Origin of the sequence: Bombella intestini (assembly GCF_002003665.1) — a bacterium.
Taxonomy (GTDB): Bacteria; Pseudomonadota; Alphaproteobacteria; order Acetobacterales; family Acetobacteraceae; genus Bombella; species Bombella intestini.
The window spans coordinates 152654-172234 of sequence record NZ_JATM01000005.1 but is presented as its reverse complement, the minus strand read 5'-3'; the positions used below and the strand labels follow the sequence as shown (position 1 = coordinate 172234).

Genomic DNA, 19581 nt, shown 5'->3' with positions numbered 1-19581 from the left:
CCTCGCATCTCCTGTTCCCCGCCCGTGCGGGGATGAACCGGAACGGGCCGGAACCCGGTCATTCCCGAACTCCTGTTCCCCGCCCGTGCGGGGATGAACCGTCGCCACAGAAATCCCTTCCTGATCGCAACGACTGTTCCCCGCCCGTGCGGGGATGAACCGACATAGCTGCAGCGGATAAAACGGCTGTTTTACTGTTCCCCGCCCGTGCGGGGATGAACCGCGCAGTGCCTATGACGATTTCGCACCGGCACCCTGTTCCCCGCCCGTGCGGGGATGAACCGATTGACCCGCCCCACGGGAACAAGTGCCACATCTGTTCCCCGCCCGTGCGGGGATGAACCGGTCAAGTAATTATCGAAATAATTATGAGGTACCTGTTCCCCGCCCGTGCGGGGATGAACCATTGAGCCAGTAGAGACGTGGCGCAGCCGGATCCTGTTCCCCGCCCGTGCGGGGATGAACCGGCCAGACGAATGTCATTCAGTCGCATCCAGTCCTGTTCCCCGCCCGTGCGGGGATGAACCGGATAGGTGATGCGGCGGCGGGGCCTGCAACGAACCCCGCAATGCGCCACGTGGCGGGTAGCCACAGCTACGGCCTACAGATTATCACCGTGTCACGCCGCATCAGAGTTAGTGGATGCGAAGAGGCCAAAGAGACGTCAAGAGGCACATCTCATTGTTTTTCCTTACCACCGGTAAGACAAATCACCATACAAAGCCCGTCCGGGAGCGTAAGAACAGTTGGTCGTGCTGGTACATACGGAGACATATTTCGAGTTGGCAATGTTGGTGCCGTTTAGCTGGAGGTGCCAACGCCGGTAATCGAGATGCGCCTCAATATCGCCAACCAATTGGGAAGGAACGATGATGGTGTTGGGTAGGGCACCGGCTGTTGTGCTTGTATAGCGTAGGCCACCACCAATTCCGGCACTCAGGGAGTGTGTAAGGGCGAAACTGCGCCGCAAGAAGAAGGATGCCATGCGAGAGGGAACCGTTGTCGGGCGTTGGCCGACTTGGTTTTGCGTAGCAGCACTGCCTTTCGTGACGCGTGGGTCCTGCACGGTAAAGGCAGCGAGAAGGTCAATCTTATAGGGTAGGCGTCCGACAAATTCGGCTTCAAAACCACGGGTTCGCTGGGCGCCTAGCTGTATTTTGTCGCTGGAATAGACAGGGTCTTGCACCAGTTCGTTTCGTTCTTTCAGGGTGAAGACATCCAGCGTAAGCAGGAATCTATCTCCGAAAATGGAATCCCGGCGGGGTTTGTATTTTATGCCTGCCTCCAGCAACCGCCCTCGTGTCGGGGAAAAGGCCGTGCCATCATGGGTTGTACCTAGCTGTGGGCTAAAGGACGTGGCGTAGGAGATGTAAGGAGCCACACCCCAAGTAGATTGATAGAGCAGGGCCACACGCCCGGTGAAGGCATTGTTCTTTTGGGAGGTCCGGCCGCCGTTGCTATTGTTGACCTGAAGGCTCTGCGTGAAGTCGCCACGGCCAGAGAGTGTTAGGAAGAAGCGTTTCCAGTCTGCTTGTTCCTGCCCGTAAATGCCTGTCTGTGTGCCAGTTGTATTGTAATTGCGCTTGGACGCATAGCTGGGCATGGCAATTGTAGAATAAATGGGGCGATAGAGGGCTAAGTTGGGGGCTTTTCCTTCTCCACGTCGTTCCGCCATAAAGTCACTGCGGAAATCAACACCCGTAAGTAATGTGCTATGGACAGACCCGAAATGGTCTTTCCATTCTGAGCGTGTATCCAAAGTTGTGGTGTTGTAGTTGCCTGATTGTAGAAGGGCCGTGCGGGAAATTGTATCCGTGTTGATTAGTTTTGGCTGGGCGACTGTCCGGTAGAGGACGTTTATATGGGCAAAGCGCATATTCTGCGAGATGGTCCACCCCGGCAGTATCTCTTGCTTCAGGGCATAGCCAACGGAAATCTGCCTTTTGGAATAGACATCAAAGTTCCAGTTTCCAGATAGGAAGTTGCGGGGTAGATAACCGTAACGAGATGGCACGACCGTGCCGACATACGGCAGAAACTGCGAGCTGGACCCGGCATCAAGCTGCTCATAGCTGCTTAGAAAGGTGAAATCTGTTCGAGAGGAAGGCTGCCAGCGTAGGGAAGGGGCAACATAAATTTCGTTGTTCTTGATATGATGGGCAAAGGTGCCCGATTTGCGGATTAACCCGTTGAAACGCCACATCCAGTGGCCTTGCTCATCAATAGTGCCGCCAATATCTACAGCTCCTTGACGCCGGGCGTAGCTTCCTCCCTGAACCGACACGACATTAACTTGGTTTTTTGTAGGGCGTTTGCTGACGGCATTAATGATGCCCCCAAGCTGCCCAGAACCATAAAGGGCGGAGCTGCTGCCACGGATGATGTCCATTTCCTCCATGCCCCAAGGTTCGATGGAAAAAGATTGCGATGTGGCGGCATTAGGGGTGCGTGTCCCATCTAAATAGATGTCCGGTGTGAACCCGCGGATTGTCCCGAAATAGCCCCGTGGGTCATCTTTCCCGCCATAGTCGGAGACACCCGCACTATAACGGATGGCTTCTGTCAGAGTACGGCTGTTGAGCATGTCCATTCTGGCCCGGGAAACAACCGTCAGGTTTTGGGGGGTAGTTTCCAGAGGTGTGGCCGTTTTCAAGGCCGCCTGTCCTGTGCCTGTCAGAAGGGGACGGCTTTTTCCATAAACATGGATTGATTCTATGGGGTGCTGGTGAGAGGTGGCCGTTTTGCTGTGTGTCTCATGTTTCTTGTTCTGGGATGGTTGGGGTGTCTCTGCGGCCATGACACAGGATGGAAGGATAATACTTCCCAGAATAAGAAGCCCCTGCAATGGGTTATACGAAACGGGACAGGGCACAAATGTCTCTCTAAATTGAGAATGATTATCACAATCAAATATAAAAGATAATTTAACCCTGCAAGCGTTTTTCACATTCCCGTGATGAATGGTGGTGCGAAGTGGCGAGATGTTTGCTTGTTATGCTGTCCGTGTGTCTGGAACGTAGACAGAAAGGCGGTTTTTTCACGCCGTGATGGAAGATACATATAACTACTAAATATAGTTATTTTTGAGAAACAACAAAATAATAAGTTGATTTTTGCCCAAGATTTGACATGCTCCCTGCATGACGACAAAGCCCCCTTCTTATCTACCTATTGTTCTGCGGACGGATCAGCGTGATGCCCTCCTTGTGGGAGGCGGGCAGGTGGCCGTGCAGAAGATGCGCCTGCTGAAGGGGCGATGCCGGATGATTCATATCTGGGCAGAGACGCTGCATCCCGAATTGGCCGCTTTGGTAGAGCAGGGGCAGGCGGTGTTCCAGCAAGGTCGGGTGGAAGAAGAGGCTCTCCGGGCTATTCTGCCCAACATGGCCTTGGTGTTTGCCGCTACGGATGATGAAACTGTTAATGAGATGGTGGCCCATCAGGCCCATGCGCTGCGGGTGCCGGTCTGCGTGGTAGATGCTCCGGCTCTTTCTAGCTTCATCACACCCGCTCTAGTGGACCGGTCCCCCGTGCAGGTGGCCATCACGACTGGCGGGGCCTCTCCGGTTCTGGCCCGTCGTGTCCGGCAGATGGTCGAGGCCATGCTTCCGGCCAGAATGGGCGAGGCCGCCCGTTTCATGCAGAAGCAGCGTGGTTGGCTGAAGGATCGTCTGCCGGGGATGAAGCAGCGGCAACGTGTCTGGGAATCCTTTGTTGATGGCCCGGCCTATGAGGCCGCTCTGGCCGGGGAAGAAGACCGGGCACGGGAGCAGTTGGAGCAGCTCGTGGCAGTTGCCGAAGGTGAGGCGGATCGCCCGCAGGGTGAGGTCTGGCTTGTCGGGGCAGGGCCGGGTAACCCGGATTGGCTGACCCTAGCTGCCCTGCGCCTGATGCAGAATGCGGATAGTGTTTTGTATGATAATCTCGTGGCACCGGATGTGCTCGACCGTGTGCGGCGTGATGCCGAGCGTGTTTATGTTGGCAAGAAGCGGAGCCATCATACGCTTCCGCAAAGCGATATAGAGGCCGAGATGTTACGCAGGGCCAAGCGGGGCGAACGGGTTCTGCGACTGAAGGGGGGAGACCCCTTTGTGTTTGGTCGTGGGGGTGAGGAGATGGAAACCCTGCTGGCGGCAAATGTGCCGGTGCGGGTTGTTCCCGGTATTACGGCGGCGAATGGTTGCGCTGCGGCCGCTGGGATTCCGTTAACTCATCGTGATTGTGCCCAAAGCTGCGTGGTTGTGACAGGCCATGCCCGGGCTGATGGCACTCTCAACCTGCATTGGCCCAGTCTGGCCCGCAAAGGCCAGACAGTCGTTATTTATATGGGGTTGAGTTCCATGGCGGAGCTGTGCCAGCAGATGCAGGCTCATGGCTTGCCGGAAAGTTGGCCTGTGGCGGTTGTCTATCGGGGGTCTTGCGCCGACCAGCGTTGCGTGACGGGTACGTTGGGCACGATAGCCGAGGATGTCCGTCAGGCGGGGCTTCAGAGTCCCGTACTGATTATTGTAGGGGAAGTGGTGCATCACCGGGGCGAGGTGGTGCAGGCTGTGCCCGATTATAGCACACCGAAGGAGAGTGCCTGATGAAACGTCTGTCCCGTCCGGGAGAAGGGGAAATCCTGCTGTTGACAGCAAGCCGCCTGCTGGATGGCCGTATTGTCTGGCTTGGTGAGGGGGGGCATTGGCATGAGGCCATTGCCGAGGCTACTCGCTTTACCTATGAGGACGCAGGCCCTGCTCTGGAGCGTGCTTTAGCTGAAGCGGAGCAGAAGGAAGTCGTGGCCATTTATGAGGTTGTAGCGAAAGACACCCAACCGCCCGAACCTGTGACGACACGGGAAGCCATCCGTGCCCACGGGCCGAGTGTCCACCCTGATTTTTCTTATGATTATGCCCCGGTGCGGGAAAAGGAGAGTGCATTATGACACAGCCTGTTTCACGGTCTGTCGGGCATTACCAGTATGAAGAGCGGGACAGAGCCTTCCTTCAGGAGCGCATTAATGAGTTCGAAGGGCAGGTCCGCCGCCGTCTTTCCGGTGAGCTGAGCGAGGAAGAGTTTAAGCCTCTGCGGTTGATGAATGGGGTTTATCTCCAGCTCCATGCCTACATGCTGCGGGTGGCCATCCCGTATGGTGTGCTGGATAGCCGCCAGCTGCATAGGTTGGCCGATATTGCAGCCAAATATGACCGGAATTACGGTCACTTCACCACTCGGCAGAACATTCAGTTTAACTGGATTGCTCTTAAGGATGTTCCTACCATCCTGCGGGAGTTGGCTGAGGTGGACATGCACGCCATCCAGACAAGTGGTAACTGCATCCGTAACGTCACATCTGATGAGTTCGCCGGGGCGGCTAAGGATGAGTTGATGGATCCCCGCATCCATGCCGAGATCGTGCGGCAATGGTCCACTCTGCATCCCGAGTTCACCTTCCTACCTCGTAAATTCAAGATCGCCATTTCTGGCAGCCCGGAAGATCGTGTGGCAGCTCGCTTCCATGATATTGGCCTGCTGGCCCGTCCCAGTGAGAATGGCCCGCTTTTCCGTCTGTTCGTGGGTGGTGGACTGGGCCGGACACCGGTTGTTGGGCAGGAACTCTTTGATTCCGTGAAGGAAGAAGACCTGATCGCCACGCTAGAAGCTGTTTTGCGTGTCTATAATGCGTTTGGGCGGCGGGATAATCTCTACAAGGCTCGTATCAAGATTCTGGTGCAGACCATCGGCTTGGAAGCCTTCCGCAAGGCTGTGGAAGACGAGCTGAGCCGTATGGACCGTGCTGCCTACCGGTTGACACCGGAACATGTAGCGCAGATCCGTGCCCGTTTTGCTCTGCCGAACCTCGAGGCTCCAGCAGAAGCCGCCGATGTGTTGGAGCAGCATAAAAAGGCTGATCCGGCCTTTGCTCGTTGGGTGGCCAGCAATACGCACCCTCATCAGGATGAGGGCCATATCTGTGCAGTTATTTCCTTGAAGACACCGGGAGCTATCCCCGGCGATGTAACAGCCGAGCAGATGCACGGTCTGGCAGACCTTGCCGAGCATCATTCATTTGGTGAGGTTCGGGTCACGCACCTTCAAAATCTGGTGTTCGGGCATGTCCGCAAGGACCAGCTGCATGAGCTGTGGCAGGGCCTTAGGGCACTGGGTCTTGCTGCGCCGAATGTTGGTCTCATCAGTGATATCGTGAGCTGCCCGGGGCTGGATTATTGCAATCTGGCTAATGCCCGCTCTCTGCCACTGGCACAGAAGCTGGGTGCTCGGTTTGGAGACGCTGCTTTACAGGCTGAGATTGGGGCGTTGAGCATCCATATGTCAGGCTGCATCAATGCCTGCGGGCATCATCATGTAGGCAATATTGGCCTTCTGGGGGTCGATAAGCGAGGAGCCGAGACGTACCAGATTCTCCTTGGTGGCGATGCTGGGGAGAATGCCGCCATTGGTGGGATTCTGGGGCCGTCCTTTGCGGAGGATGAAGCCGTGGATGCGGTGGCCCGGATTGTGGAGTTCTATCTTGGGCAGCGTCAAAAAGGTGAGACCTTCTCTGCTATGCTCAAGCGGTGTGGCCTGAAAGCTTTCAAGGAGGTAGCTTATGAAACTGTTTGATCTCAGCGGGCGTAAGACGCTGGACGCTACTTCTCCCGTTTCTTTTGCGGAATGGAAGGAGGCTCGGCAGGGCACGGCCATTTCCCTACCGCAGGATGTCGAAGTGGAGGAACTACATTCTTACCTCGGTAGCTTGTCATTGATCGTGTTGGAGTTCCCTATCTTTCGGGATGGGCGGGCTTTCACACAAGCACGGTCTTTGCGGGAGTATGAAGGCTATAAAGGTGAAATCCGGGCTTCCGGTCATCTTTTGCCAGATCAGGCTATCCATCTCAGACGGTGCGGGTTCGACAGTGTTGTTCTGTCTGAAGATGCCAATGTGAAGGACTGGGAAGAACAGCTTGGCCGTTACCAGTTCTATTATCAGAACACGGTTATTAGCCCTACCTGATCGGGTAGTTTTGAGAGAATGTTAGAAAAACGGGCTGGAAAGGCTATTTCTTTCCAGCCCGTTTTGTATGGCACATCGTTTTCAGAACTCCGCCTTAACGGACCCAAAGAACTGGCGAGGCGCACCAAGAAGAATGGACTGGTTATTGTAGGCTGCTCCGCCTCTATTATCCATTGTAAAGCCATTTTGGCCTACGGTAGAGGCATATTTGGTATTGGCTAGATTGTAGATATTGAAGGCGAAGACCAGATTTCGCACGGCTGTGGGGTTGCGCATCCCAAGATGGGTCATGTCTAGCGTGTAGATAAGCCCAAAATTAGCGAGCCAATAGGTTGGCAGTTTGTAGTCGCCAACGTAGTCATAACTGCGTTTCCCATAATACTGGGTATCGACATAGGCTTGCAGATGCCGCCATTCGTAGGAGAGGCGGGCCTTGTACATGAAACTAGGATAGGCCACCACTTGCCGGCCTTTTGTGGCATAGAGCGTACCGCCGCTGCGTATGTCCTGATCGTACGTTGCCTTATCGTAGCTGATGCTATTGAACAGGGCGAGACCGGGGAGCGGCGTGATGGTGATAGCGCCATCCACGCCATTCATGGTTACCCCTCCTACATTCTGCACGGTAGAGGTGTTGTTGGTAAGGATGGACCCAGCCCCCGCACTGCCTAGAATCTGCTGGAGGCGGTTGTGGAAGTTCGTTCGGTAGAGATACAGGCTGCTTTGGATGAGCTTGTCGGTGTAGCGATAGCCCGCAGCGAAGGTCCAAGCTGTTTCCGGTTTTAGGCTGTTCTTCGTGGCATTATAGGCTAGCTGGGAGACTGCAAAAGGGGAGTTGCTGGAGTTGTAGCCAGACTGGCTATAAGCGTGGGCATTTTCTGAAATATCGAAGAATAGTTCATGATGATGGAGGAAATGCCAGTCTCCACTGATATGGGGCAGGAAGGCTTTGGCTGTTGTCAGGCTTTCCCCGCTAGCCAGAGTGGGAAAGCGTGGCTCCCAGTTGGTTGCATGGCCGACACGGGTCGTATTGAGAATAGATTTGAAACCAAAGTGCAGCGCAACGGATTTGATGGGGTGGTAGGTGTCCTGTACGAAAGCAGTAAAGCTGTTGGTGTTATAACGCTGGCCCCAGAGTGTGCGGCTGGGAACACCTTTAAAACTGCCGAAGGGATTTAGAGGTGTAGCATCGGGGCTGTTGGGTTGCTGGTAGGCGTAGGCGTAAGAGTCATACTGGTTATTCTCGTACCAAAAGCCCGTTGAGAGATCATGCCGCTTGAGCCGGTAATCAAACGAGGTCAGTCCACCAAACCGCTCAATAGCGGGGCGGCGGACTTGCTCGAAAATGGGGGCACCATTGAGCTGCACCGTATCAACGCCATTTTGGTAGGTATAGGGGCTGGCATAGGTGCCGTGTCCGGTCTCGCTATGGCCATAGAGGCTGGTTTTCCATGTCAGGCGGTCGGTTAGGGCAAGGTCAGCTTTAATACCTCCGAATAGGTCGGATGAACTCGCCGTACTGTCGTAATAGGAGACATCTTTGGGGTCTGTCAGTTTATTATAGGAGGCGGGATACTGACCTTGTGCGGCATGGTAAGCGCGTGCCCATGCGCCGGGTTGCCCGTAGAAGTTGCCCAACCGGGACCCGGCTTGGTCGAGCCAGCTGGGGGCGTAATCCTGATAGTTTACCATTTGGAGGGCGTCCCAGTTGAAGAAGGCAGAGATCTGACTCCGCTCTCCAATGGGTTGGACCAGTTTTGCGTTGACCTGCTGCATGAACTGGTCACCACCACCTTTCCATTTGTCGCCCTGATTTCGCATGTAGGAGACGTAGAACTTTGTTCCACTCTCGTTTAGCCGGCCGGAATCAAAACGGAAGAAGGAATGGAACAGCGCATTGCTGCCAAAGGTCTGTGCGACCAGTCCTCCCATTTTGTTTTTAGGGTTGCTGGAAACGTAATTGATGCTGCCGCCCAGATTGTTGGTGCTGGCTGTACTTTCTGCCCCTGCGCTTTGGGTGACTTCCAACCGCTCCACATTCTCTGAGGAAATGGCTTGTAATGGGTTTAGTCCGTTATAATTGCGGAAAGTCGGCTCACCGAGAGGCAGGCCATCCAGCGTTATGCCGATCTCGTTTTGGACAAAACCGTGCATGTAGAGTTGGGTCGAGTAGGTATCAATACCCTGAGGATCATCGGACTGGAACTGCACTCCCGGCATTTGGGCTAATGTGCGGAGTGGGTTGGTGCCGGGCACCTGTTGTTCCAGTTGTTTGTGCCCTAATACAAGCTGTGTACCTTGCACAATATGATGGGTGCGAACAGACAGGGCCTCATACCCACCATGAACGGCCTTGCGGGGGCGATGTCTTGTTCCCGATGCTACCAGAGATGGAGACCGGGGCTGCCGGGCTGTGGTTGCGTTTGTGTGACGTACTGATGACCGTACCCGGCCTGTTTTAGTGCTCGTATGACGGGCAGGCGCATGGTGGGCATGATCATCCGTTTCTGACGGTTCATGGAGACCAATGGTCTGGGCTGCGGCAGGCACGACGAAGGGTACGGACAGGCCGGTAAGGCCCACCCATAGCAGGTGGCGATACGTTTTCATGATAAATCCGGTCAGGTGATGGGAAACACAGGCCACCGGGACTGTTCTGCTAGGCGAACGTCTTGTCCCGGTTCAAAAAGTGTATCAGGCCCTGCTTAAACATCGTTGGGAGACAAAGACCACACTGGCCAGTGTCAGCAGTAGAATAACAGCGAGAGACAGAAGGGTGTCCCCTCGTGCTGATGGTAAAATAAGAAGAATGGCACCCAGAACGGGAATAAGAATGGTCAGAGTTTTGGCGAGTGGGAGGGCGGTTGCTGTCTGGGACTGTCGCGCCCAAAGCCAGTAGGCAATGGCGATCATGAAGTAGATGAACAGGATAAGCCCGCCGGAAGCCCCTAGAAGAACGGGGTAGAGTGTCTCCGGTGAGCCAATGGCCGCAGCGATGACAGCCAGCTCCAGCAGCGTGGTTAGCCGTAGGGACCAGATGGGAACCTGTTGAGTGGTTTCTTCTGTCAGTTTCTGCGGGGCAAGGCGGAGGTCGGCCAGCTCACGCAATGTACGGGAGACGACATAAACAGCCGAGTTGAGGCAGGAGAGGACAGCAACCAGCGTCACGGCGATGGCGGCATAGCGGGCTAGTGGTACTTTGAGATATTCCAGTACACTTAGGAAGGGAGATTGCCCAACATGCACGCCGTTCCATGGCAACAGGGAAATGATGACCAGCACCGACCCGGCATAGAAGAAGAGTACCTGCAAAGGGAGCCGCCGCATGGTATGGGCGATAGCCCGTAGAGGGCGGTCACTATCCGTTGCGGCGATGATGGCAATTTCGCAGCCTGTGAAGGTCTGCACGATCATGGGTACAGCCCCGATGACGGCCCAGCTGCCTTTGGGGAAGATTCCGCCATGCGAGGTGATGTTGTTGAGTGCTATGGTGAAGGGATGGCCGGAGAGAGCAAGCCAACCCAGACCAAGAGCAATGAATCCCCCTAGAAAGAGTAGCTTGAAGATGGAAAGACCTGTTTCAGCCTGACCGTAATGGCGAAGGGAAAGACGGTTTATGGTCCAGGCAATGGCAACAAGAACAAGCGCGCCCCAAAGTGGGGCAATATTCGCCAGCCTGCCAATAATCATCCCACCTGCTACAGCCTGTGCCCCGGCTGTTACGGCCCAGAGGAAGGCGTAGCTCCAGCCTGTGATGAAGGCAGCTTTCGGGCCATTGTGGGTAGCGATATGGGTAATGAAGGAGCCCTGCCCCCGGGCACTGATGGCTAAGCCGCCGAGCAGCCGCATGACGAGCCAGACGACAATTCCCGCTGCCAAATAGGACAGCAGGACAGCAGGGCCGGCTGCGGCGATGGTAGCGGATGTTCCAACAAATAGTCCGGCACCGATGATCCCACCAATGGAGATCATCGCTACATGCAGTCCTTTAAAACGGCTTGCGGCGGGGCTGTCGGGAGAGGATGACAAAGAAGCAGGGGGCTGGCTCATCGGGTCTGTTAGCCTTTCTGACCGGGGCCATAGGGGCGGTCCCCGATGATGGTAATGCGGTTCATAATGCGCCGGGCAGGGAGGTAGTCATTCACAGCATAATGCTGTGTAATGCGGTTGTCCCAGAAAGCGACATCACCTTCTTCCCACCGCCAGCGGATGGAAAACTCGGGTTTTGTGGCATGGCGGATCAGATAAGCCAACAGGGCAGCACCTTCCTCTGGGTCTACATCGTTGATTTCTGTTGTGAAGCCCTCACTAACAAATAGCCCTTTCGCTCCCGTCTCCGGGTGGATGCGGACAACAGGGTGCGTCACCGGTGGGAAGTTGTTGCGTGTCTCGGCCCATTTCTTCAGTTCTTCTTCCGTCCGGCCATAGCGGGAAACGGGGAAGGAGCGGAGGAAATCGTGCTGGGCTGTTAACGTATCAATACGCTGCTTCATGCCCTCAGAGAGGGCATTATAGGCGGCTGTGCCACTAGCCCAGAGTGTGTCCCCACCACCTGTCTCCGGCAGAAGGCGGCTGGTCAGCACAGCCCCCATTGGTGGCTCTTGCTGAAAGGTGACATCCGTATGCCAGAGGGCATTGTCCCGCAGGTCATTTTTAGCCGTGTCTAACACGATGGCTTCCGGCACATCTGGGACTGTGGGGAAGATGGGATGGAGATGCAACTTGCCAAAATGACGTGCAAAGTCCCGCTGCTGGGCCGGTGTGATCTTCTGCTTGCGGAAGAAGAGAACCTGATGGCGGAGGAGTAGTTGATGAATGTCCTCTTTCTGGGCCGGAGTGAGGGGGACGGAAAGGTCCACCCCTTCCACAATGGCCCCGATGGCCGGGCTGAGAGGTGTAGCCTTCAGTGTAGCAACGGGTGAGAAGGCCGGCGCAAAAGCTGTAGCGGTGGAAGCCATGATGGGAACTCCATAGAACTTTGTCTGATAGTTGTTTATTAAATCAACAGATTTCATTGTCATAATGGAGTATTCTCTGTGTTTGAAAAGTGAAAAAATGCTCCCCGAGCAAACTTTTTCATAACATACTGTTTTTATGTGTTTTTCTTGAAAAAATTAGACTGTCAGGTGTGAGCCTATGGGCGAGATAGTGGGGATTTTATAATAACTATTATATTTCGTATTAAATAATTGACCCTATAAAGTCGGATCAGAGAAGGGTGCCCGTTAGCGGTTAGTCAGACAGGAAATGCTTTATGGGCATGGATGATATGCATGAATGAAGAGTGAATATAAAAAGTGCTGTAGACTGCGGAGCAGGGCAGAGGGCATGACCGGAAACAGTAATGAGTGAGATCGGTCTCCCCGTTAATTTGATATAAATCAAGGTGATTTTGTGTGAAAAGAGTAGCGTGAAACTAGACCCTTTATCTGAGGAGATGACAGATGGGACGGATTTCTGGGAAGATTGCACTCGTAACTGGTGCTGGCAGTGGAATTGGCAAGGGAATTGCTAAAGTTCTGGCCAAGGAAGGTGCCAAGGTCATCGTGGCAGACCTCAACCCGAAGGGTGGTGAAGAGGTTGTAGAAGAAATCCGCAAGGCCGGTGGTAAGGCCTGCTTCCTGCCGCTGAACGTGGCGAAGGAAGATGAGTGGAAGAAGACGATGGCTGCCATCAAGGAGCATGATGGTCGCTTGGATATCGTCGTCAATAACGCTGGCATCGCCTTTGATGGCACCATTGAAAGCACCTCTCTGGAAGAATGGCGTCGTGTGCAGTCCATCAATCTGGATGGCGTGTTCCTCGGTACGAAATACGCTGTCGAGAGCATGCGTGAGCTGAATGGCGGTGAGGGTGGTTCCATCGTCAACATGTGTTCTAGCTCTGCGCTGGTTGGTATTCCGAATCTGGCTGCTTATGGGTCTTCCAAAGGTGGCGTGAAGATGCTCACCAAGTCTGCCGCCCTGCATTGTGCCCGTAATGGTTACAAGATTCGCATCAACAGCGTCTGCCCCGGTTATATCCAGACACCGTTGGTTGATGAGCTGACCCACACTGATAAGGCTGCTTATCAGCATCTGGTGGACATCCATCCGGTTGGTCATCTGGGTACACCGGAAGATGTGGCCTATGGCGTTCTGTATCTGGCTTCTGACGAGTCCAAGTTCGTTACGGCAACCGAACTGGTGATCGATGGTGGTTACACCTCTGAATAAGGTGAATATCTGAGGAGGGGCTGTGTAGCCCTTCCCTTAGAAAAGAAGAAGCCTCCGTTCCTTTTTGGGGAACGGAGGCTTTTTGTATATGTGGTTCTTACAGACCGGCAAAAAGTGGCGTGGAAAGGTAACGTTCGGCAAAGTCAGGGACGATGGCAACGATGGTCTTACCGGCCCATTCGTCCTTTTTGGCAAGCTCCATAGCGGCAAACAGTGCAGCACCGGCGGAAATACCAATCGGCAGACCTTCCGTGCGGGCGCAGAGGCGGGCCGTTGTCAGAGCATCATGTTCGGTGACAGGAATCACCTTATCCAAAGCCCGAATGTCCAGAGTATCCGGTTTGAAGCCCGGTCCAAGCCCCTGAATGCCATGCGGGCCGGGATCATCACCATTGAGGACCGCACTTTCAGAGGGCTCCAGTCCGAAGACCTTCAGCCCTTCCTTGCGTGGCTTGAGGGCATGGGCAATGCCAGAGGCTGTCCCACCTGTGCCGAGTCCGGCCACCACGGCATCCACAGCACCGGCGGTATCTGTCCAGATTTCTTCAGCGGTCGTTTCAGCATGGACTTTTGGATTGGCCGGATTTGTAAACTGGCTAGGCATCCAGGCATTCTTGGTTTCTTTGAGAATTTCCTGGGCTCGGCTGATAGCACCCTTCATACCCTGTCGGGCGGGTGTCAGCTCCAGCGTTACGCCTAGCAAGGCCAGCATTTTCCGTCGTTCCATAGAGGCACTTTCCGGCATGGTAACGATCATCTGGTAGCCTAGCGATGCCGCCGCAAAAGCGAGGCCAATGCCGGTATTGCCGGATGTTGGTTCCACAAGGATAGATTTGCCCGGTGTAATAAGTCCCTTGTCCTGTGCTTCCCGCAGCATGGCAACGCCGATCCGGTCCTTAACGGAGGCCATAGGATTAAAGAATTCGAGCTTGAGCAGCAGGTGAGCTTTCAGCTTTTCTGTCTCTGTCAGGTGGGGAACAGCGACTAGAGGCGTACCGCCTACGACTTCCAGAAAGGAAGGATAGACATACCCGCGGGGAGGCGCGAAGGCCGTTTTGGAAAGAGGGAAAGGAAAATCTGATGAGCGTGATTCTGTCATCGGTGGTACTCCTTGCCATGGATGGACATTGTTAGAACCCTAGCAGGTCTATCCGGTATCCGTCATGCTGCTTTGGTGGGTTGGTTATAGAAACATCAAGGCACCGCGAATCGTTCGCATAATTTTCTTTCCTATGTTGTGAGATAAGTTAAAAGAGCCTGATAGGCTTTGATGGCTGAAGAGTGAGTGATGTATCTGAAAAATGACCGTATCCTAACGGCACTGTCCATTATGCTTGATGTGGCTTTTTATGCTGGGCGGTCCGGTGTTGTAAGCGGGGCAGACATAGCAAAGCGCAGCGGCTTGCTCCGGCGGGGGATTGAGCCGGTATTGCAGGCGTTGTCCCGGGCGGGCCTGCTGGACAGCGTACGCGGCCCGAAAGGGGGATACCGGTTGGGGCGGTCCCCGCGGGTGGTGAGCCTGCATGAAATTGTTTGCGCTGTTGGTATTCGGGACCAGGTGGCTGCTTTTCAGGGGAAAGGTAATAATCCGCTTCAGTCTTTGGTAATTGCCCCTCTATGGGCAGAGCTTAATGACGGGATTAAAGAGCGTCTCTCAGGAATTACTTTGGCTGATCTTTTGCAGCAGGCTGAACGTTCAGGGTTGGAGCGTCCAAGGCAGGCTCCTATTTCATTTACCATTTAATATACTTTAGAGTGTAGTAGATTTACTAGAGCATGTATTTTGTATGCTCTAGCGCATCCTCATTTTCATCTAGAAATGTGTTGGGGTGGTGCTGTCAATTATGGCGAATCGACACGCTGTGTCCCCGGAAAACTGCTTAATTAAGTATAAAATTATTTGAATTTTTTAACACGTTGTTATATCTCGTTAAGTAATTAAGTGATCCCCCTTAGAGACAAGGGCTCTCTAGGTGATGGTGCCTGCAAAAGCGGAAGGGGGAGTGGTGTGTTCGGCGTTGGAGAAAATCATGCGGAATAAACTTTTGTTTACGGCTGCTTTGTTCTGTGTGGACGTGACGCCGTTCGGGCCTGTTTTCACGCCCGCTAATGCTGCGGATGAGGCCCCAGCGGCTTTGCCGGTGGTGGGTGACGATCAGAGTCCTCCTTACGTTAACGTTACGGAGGCAGCGAATCTGTCGAGCCTGGGTGACGTCATCACGGATAATTCCGTTCACCGTATTAAGGGTGATGGGACGAATCAGGTTTTCTCAGGGTCTATCTTTGTCACTTCGGGGAACACAACTTCTATTGATCAGGCCGGTGGTGTTGATATCAACACGGGTGAGTCTATCAATACAACACAGCAGACACAGCCCAATAATGTGACGTTTACAGGGCAGAATTCTTATAACGGACGTACAATTATCCGTGGTAATGGCTCCCTGACCCTGACAGGTAATGGAGACAAGCTGGGCGGTATCATCTCTAACCGTGTGAACGGTGGTGCAATGATTGTTGGTCTTGCTGCCAATGATTCTGCAACGCTGACGGTTGATAAGAATGGTGTGTTGCTGCTGTTCAACCAGACTGATGCCAATAAAAAGCCTCTCCAGCCTTATGGTCAGCTGATTGTTGGTAATGGTGATTCATACTACGGGGCCAGCAGCACGAAGCAGGCAAACCATTTGATCGTCCAGAATGGCGGTCAGGTCGGTGTGATGACTGTCGCTGTCGGTAACCAGGCTGATGGTAAGGGCGATGTGTCCGTTACCGGTGATGGCAGTGCCATGACTGTTGGTGCTGGTGGTGTGCTTGTCGGTGCAAGCGGTGAGGGCAGCCTTGCTATCAAGCAGGGTGGTAAAAGCGTTGTGGGCGGTGATGTGCTCGTTGGTGCCGATACGGGCTCTCAGGGTAGCGTGACAGTTGATGGCTCTGGTTCGTCTCTGACGGTTAAAAATGATGCTGGTCTGAGCGTACAGACGGTTGTCGGTAACGGCGGCCAGGGGTCACTTAATGTCCAGAATGGTGGTACATTTACCAGTGCCGGTAATGTCACTATCGGGAATAAGGCTGGGTCTGTTGGTACGGTAACTGTCGGTAACGGTCAGACTGCTGGTACCAATACGCAGTCCACGATGAATCTGACGGGCAGTAGCCAGACGGGTAACCTGATTGTTGGTAATCAGGGTACTGGCCAGCTGAATGTCCAGAAGGGTGGTGTGGTGAATGCCTACGGCGTGACTGTCGGTGGGCAGCAGAACGCTGGTGGTCTGGCATCTAATAGTTCCGTCAATGTTGGTTATGCTGGGACTGGGGGAACTCAGGCTGGTGGTCAGCTGAACGTTGGTCGGGGTGGTATGACTGTCGGTACGGGTCAGGGAAAAGCCCCGCTCTATTCTGCTGGTGTCACGGCTGGTGGTGTCATCAACAGTGCTGGCAATATTAAGATCAAAAGTGATGGTCAGCTGAACGTTGGTGGTGCTGATCAGTCCACCAAGGGTGCGGGGACCGGTACTCTTGTTGTTGGTGATACGAACGGTAGCAGTGGTATCAGCAGCGATGCCAGCCAGACGAACCAGAACTCTCCTAAGGGGAATGGCGGTCTTGTGCTGTATGGCAACGGTATTATCCGTAACCGCCAGGGCAGCGACCTGCATGTGGATTCCAATGTTGCCCTGTCTGATGGCACACCTTCCGGTGAGCCTGTCCGTCATGGCACCTTCGATACAAACAGCCAGAACACCTATCTTACAGGTAAGCTGACAGGCACCGGCGGTATGACCGCAACGGGTGGCGGTACGCTGTATGTTGCCAACCATGATAACAGCTATCAGGGCCAGACGGTCGTTTCCGGTAAGAATACGACATTGGCTCTGGCCTCTGGTTATGGTCAGGCTTCCGACAGCAACAATACATCTTCGTCCGGGATCAAGGTTGAGGATGGTGCCATTCTGACCGGTAACACGACAGACAACGGTGCAGCTGCTGTTACGACAGTTGATGGCGGTGGTACGGTTGAGTCTAACTGGAACCAGAGCAATGGTACGCTGAACATCGGTGCCGCCGGGAATAAGGGCACAGCCCTTACGATGAATGGTAGCGCAGGCCATCAGTCTGTTCTTTCTGTGGGGGTTAGCTCCACACCGACTACGTCCAACTCCTACATCACGCTTAACAACGTTCAGGGCTATAACCGTGGTAACGGGTTGCTTGATACGACAGGTCGTTCTCTGACAGGTTCTTACCGTCAGCTTAACAGTGGCTTGGTCCATGTGAATGGCGATGCCCAGCTGAACAGTGCGACCCTTGGTATCGTGAAAAGCGATACCGGGCGTGTCTATGCTGGGGATGGTTATCGTATCCTCACGGCCACAGGGACAGTCAGTGCTAACCATGACAATGCTCTGACCGTAACAGGCGACATGCAGACAGGTCCTTTCGTTTCACCTTATCTGGTGTTCGAAAACCAAGCTGTGGATGTGATTTATACACGTAATGCTACAGCATTCAGCGGTGTTGCCCAGAGCGGGAATGAACGTGCAGTTGGCAATGCGCTGGACCGTATGGGTGATAGCAGCCCTGTGATTCAGGCTATGACAGGCCTTACATCTACAGGTGAGGCACGTCATGCACTGAACAATCTGTCTGGTGATATTCACGCTTCTGCCCGTACGGCTATGATTCAGGACAGTTACCTGCTTGAGCAGGCTGTGCTGGATCGTCTGGGTGATGCAAGCTGTGATGGTAACAGCGATGGTGACGGTATTCTGTCAACCCGGGGACATTATGATCTCCACACCCGGCGTAGAGGAGCACGGTGCGATAGCAACCACACCATCATGTGGGGTCAGGCTTATGGGAGCCTGGGGCGCAATGGCGGTGGAAACGTAAGCCCGCTGCATCATCAGACAGCTGGGTTCGTCATGGGGGTGGATACGCCGATTGATGACCGCTGGCGTGTGGGTGGCATGATTGCCTATGGGCACTCCATGTTCAATACCAATGGCTCCAGCAACTCTTCTGGTAACAGCAACAATATCAGTCTGGGTAGCTATGCGGGGTCCCATTGGGGGCGGTTCAATCTGCGTATGGGTGCGTTCTATACTTGGAACCTGATGAACATGCGCCGCCATGTGCAGGTGGCTGACTTTGGTGGTCGTCAGACCAGTAACTACCGTAGCGGTACAGCCCGTGCCTTTACGGAGCTGAGCTACAAGTTTGACTTTGGTAAGCTTCAGTTTGAACCCTTCCTCGAAGGGTCCTACGTCAACCAGTACGCTGGACGCTTCAGTGAGCGTGGTGTGGCGGCTCTCTATGGTCAGTCCAAAGATCGGAGCGTAGGCTTCACGAGCTTTGGTTTCCGTGTGGCGCGTAGCTTCCAGATTGGTGACATGTGGCTGCGTGCCCATGCCATGGGGGCTTACCGCCGGGCCTATGGTAGCCTCGGCTCCAGCAGAACAGAACGCTTCCTCAATGATGGTAGCGATATGCGGGTTAGCGGCGTGTTGCTGTCTCGTGATGCTGCCGTGGTTAAGGCGGGTCTGTCTGCTAAGGTTACCGACTCTGTGGACCTCGATCTGTCCTACACCGGGCAGTATGGGGAGCACTCCATGGATAGCGGGGCAACTGGTTCCGTTAAGGTTGCCTTCTAATCCAAGGCCAGAGCCAGATCATAACAAAAGGAAAGGCCGCCATATGGGCGGCCTTTTCTGTATTCGGATGATCGGGTGATCCAATTCTAGCCGGATAGTGCGGTATGGTAGAGCAATGTGCCTGCTAGAGTGAGCATGATGACGGCTGTTAGTCCGTCCAGAATACGCCATGAGAGCGGATTGCTGAAAAAGGGGCGTAGTACCCGTGCTCCGTAACCCAGTAGAGGGAACCAGACGAAGCTAGCCAGCACGGCACCAAACCCGAACCATGATCGGCTTTCTTCAGGTTGGGATAGGCTGACTGACCCCATAAGTAGGACTGTATCTAAATAGAGATGGGGATTCAGTAGGGTGAAGCCGCAAGTCATAGCCATGACTTTCTTCAGGCTTTGCGGGGGTTGAGCTTCCAGAGAGATTTGGCTGTTCGTTGCCATATGGCGTAGGGCGGAAATCCCTTGCCAGATGAGAAAGGCCGCTCCGGCGTAGGTCAGAATGTCCGTAACAAACGGCATAGCCCTGACAATTTTTCCCACTCCGTGCACCGAGGCGGTAATGAAGATGGCATCTACACTGGCGCAGAGAAGGAGGATGGGCAGCACATGCTCCTTTTTCAGGCCTTGACGTAGAATAAAAAGATTCTGCGCTCCAACAGCGATAATGGCGGAGGCACCGAGGCAGAAACCAGTGATGATGGGGGTGATGATCGTGTGCATGG

Annotated in this window: 13 protein-coding genes and 1 CRISPR repeat array (1 of these 14 running past the window's edge); of the genes, 7 read left to right on the top strand and 6 right to left on the bottom strand. The window is 54.2% G+C overall.

Features of this window, described 5'->3' with window-relative positions; translation table 11 throughout:
- Nucleotides 1-528: a CRISPR direct-repeat array (repeat unit 29 nt; unit sequence CTGTTCCCCGCCCGTGCGGGGATGAACCG) (it extends 1209 nt beyond the left edge of the window).
- 163 nt (nucleotides 529-691) lie between these two features.
- Nucleotides 692-2653 (bottom strand): TonB-dependent siderophore receptor, encoded by a 1962-nt coding sequence (locus AL01_RS08585; RefSeq protein WP_241502786.1) that lies wholly within the window; start codon nucleotides 2651-2653, stop codon nucleotides 692-694.
- 487 nt (nucleotides 2654-3140) lie between these two features.
- Here AL01_RS08585 and cysG point away from each other — a divergent pair, with 487 nt between their 5' ends.
- From cysG to AL01_RS08565, 4 genes are read left to right on the top strand one after another with little or no spacing between them, the layout of a single operon-like run.
- Nucleotides 3141-4586, top strand: a complete 1446-nt coding sequence (cysG, locus tag AL01_RS08580) for a siroheme synthase CysG (RefSeq protein WP_077397119.1) — start codon at nucleotides 3141-3143, stop codon at nucleotides 4584-4586.
- Nucleotides 4586-4927, top strand: coding sequence for a DUF2849 domain-containing protein (locus AL01_RS08575; protein WP_077397118.1), 342 nt, complete (start codon nucleotides 4586-4588; stop codon nucleotides 4925-4927). Before cysG ends, AL01_RS08575 begins: the two co-directional genes overlap by 1 nt.
- The gene (locus tag AL01_RS08570; RefSeq protein WP_077397117.1) at nucleotides 4924-6606 is read left to right on the top strand and encodes a nitrite/sulfite reductase; all 1683 of its coding nucleotides are present in this window, start codon (nucleotides 4924-4926) and stop codon (nucleotides 6604-6606) included. The genes AL01_RS08575 and AL01_RS08570 overlap by 4 nt, the downstream gene beginning before the upstream one ends.
- On the top strand, nucleotides 6593-6997 hold the full coding sequence (locus tag AL01_RS08565) for a DUF934 domain-containing protein (protein ID WP_077397116.1): 405 nt from the start codon (nucleotides 6593-6595) through the stop codon (nucleotides 6995-6997). The genes AL01_RS08570 and AL01_RS08565 overlap by 14 nt, the downstream gene beginning before the upstream one ends.
- Before the next feature lie 81 nt (nucleotides 6998-7078).
- On the opposite strand, the gene AL01_RS08560 is transcribed toward AL01_RS08565, so the two are convergent.
- The 3 genes from AL01_RS08560 to tauD all read right to left on the bottom strand — a co-directional run bounded on the left by AL01_RS08560 (nucleotide 7079) and on the right by tauD (nucleotide 11955).
- On the bottom strand, nucleotides 7079-9607 hold the full coding sequence (locus AL01_RS08560) for a TonB-dependent receptor (RefSeq protein WP_077397147.1): 2529 nt from the start codon (nucleotides 9605-9607) through the stop codon (nucleotides 7079-7081).
- An 84-nt stretch (nucleotides 9608-9691) separates the two neighbouring features.
- Nucleotides 9692-11047 (bottom strand): amino acid permease, encoded by a 1356-nt coding sequence (locus AL01_RS08555; protein WP_077397115.1) that lies wholly within the window; start codon nucleotides 11045-11047, stop codon nucleotides 9692-9694.
- Nucleotides 11048-11055: 8 nt separating this feature from the next.
- Nucleotides 11056-11955 carry a taurine dioxygenase gene (gene tauD, locus AL01_RS08550; RefSeq protein WP_077397146.1) on the bottom strand — a complete coding sequence of 300 codons (900 nt, stop codon included), beginning with the start codon at nucleotides 11953-11955 and terminating at the stop codon, nucleotides 11056-11058.
- Nucleotides 11956-12441: 486 nt separating this feature from the next.
- Here tauD and AL01_RS08545 point away from each other — a divergent pair, with 486 nt between their 5' ends.
- The gene (locus AL01_RS08545) at nucleotides 12442-13212 is read left to right on the top strand and encodes an SDR family NAD(P)-dependent oxidoreductase (RefSeq protein WP_077397114.1); all 771 of its coding nucleotides are present in this window, start codon (nucleotides 12442-12444) and stop codon (nucleotides 13210-13212) included.
- A 97-nt stretch (nucleotides 13213-13309) separates the two neighbouring features.
- Here AL01_RS08545 and cysK read toward each other — a convergent pair whose 3' ends face one another.
- Entirely contained in the window at nucleotides 13310-14311 is a 1002-nt protein-coding gene (gene cysK, locus AL01_RS08540) for a cysteine synthase A (RefSeq protein WP_077397113.1), read from the bottom strand.
- 189 nt (nucleotides 14312-14500) lie between these two features.
- On the opposite strand from cysK, the gene AL01_RS08535 reads away from it, so the two are divergent.
- On the top strand, nucleotides 14501-14956 hold the full coding sequence (locus tag AL01_RS08535) for an RrF2 family transcriptional regulator (RefSeq protein ID WP_077397112.1): 456 nt from the start codon (nucleotides 14501-14503) through the stop codon (nucleotides 14954-14956).
- A 286-nt stretch (nucleotides 14957-15242) separates the two neighbouring features.
- Nucleotides 15243-18866 (top strand): autotransporter domain-containing protein, encoded by a 3624-nt coding sequence (locus tag AL01_RS08530; protein ID WP_158075961.1) that lies wholly within the window; start codon nucleotides 15243-15245, stop codon nucleotides 18864-18866.
- A gap of 86 nt (nucleotides 18867-18952) precedes the next feature.
- Here the strand turns inward: AL01_RS08530 and AL01_RS08525 are convergent, their stop codons facing one another.
- Nucleotides 18953-19579, bottom strand: coding sequence for a LysE/ArgO family amino acid transporter (locus AL01_RS08525; protein WP_077397110.1), 627 nt, complete (start codon nucleotides 19577-19579; stop codon nucleotides 18953-18955).
- Between the last annotated feature and the right edge of the window lie 2 nt (nucleotides 19580-19581).

Excerpts from the sequence above, each read along its gene's own strand:
- cysG (WP_077397119.1), top strand. The coding sequence starts at position 3,141 with ATGACGACAAAGCCCCCTTCTTATCTACCTATTGTTCTGCGGACGGAT.
- AL01_RS08575 (WP_077397118.1), top strand. The coding sequence starts at position 4,586 with ATGAAACGTCTGTCCCGTCCGGGAGAAGGGGAAATCCTGCTGTTGACA.
- AL01_RS08570 (WP_077397117.1), top strand. The coding sequence starts at position 4,924 with ATGACACAGCCTGTTTCACGGTCTGTCGGGCATTACCAGTATGAAGAG.
- AL01_RS08565 (WP_077397116.1), top strand. The coding sequence starts at position 6,593 with ATGAAACTGTTTGATCTCAGCGGGCGTAAGACGCTGGACGCTACTTCT.
- AL01_RS08560 (WP_077397147.1), bottom strand. The coding sequence starts at position 9,607 with ATGAAAACGTATCGCCACCTGCTATGGGTGGGCCTTACCGGCCTGTCC.
- AL01_RS08555 (WP_077397115.1), bottom strand. The coding sequence starts at position 11,047 with ATGAGCCAGCCCCCTGCTTCTTTGTCATCCTCTCCCGACAGCCCCGCC.
- tauD (WP_077397146.1), bottom strand. The coding sequence starts at position 11,955 with ATGGCTTCCACCGCTACAGCTTTTGCGCCGGCCTTCTCACCCGTTGCT.
- AL01_RS08545 (WP_077397114.1), top strand. The coding sequence starts at position 12,442 with ATGGGACGGATTTCTGGGAAGATTGCACTCGTAACTGGTGCTGGCAGT.
- cysK (WP_077397113.1), bottom strand. The coding sequence starts at position 14,311 with ATGACAGAATCACGCTCATCAGATTTTCCTTTCCCTCTTTCCAAAACG.
- AL01_RS08535 (WP_077397112.1), top strand. The coding sequence starts at position 14,501 with ATGTATCTGAAAAATGACCGTATCCTAACGGCACTGTCCATTATGCTT.
- AL01_RS08530 (WP_158075961.1), top strand. The coding sequence starts at position 15,243 with ATGCGGAATAAACTTTTGTTTACGGCTGCTTTGTTCTGTGTGGACGTG.
- AL01_RS08525 (WP_077397110.1), bottom strand. The coding sequence starts at position 19,579 with ATGCACACGATCATCACCCCCATCATCACTGGTTTCTGCCTCGGTGCC.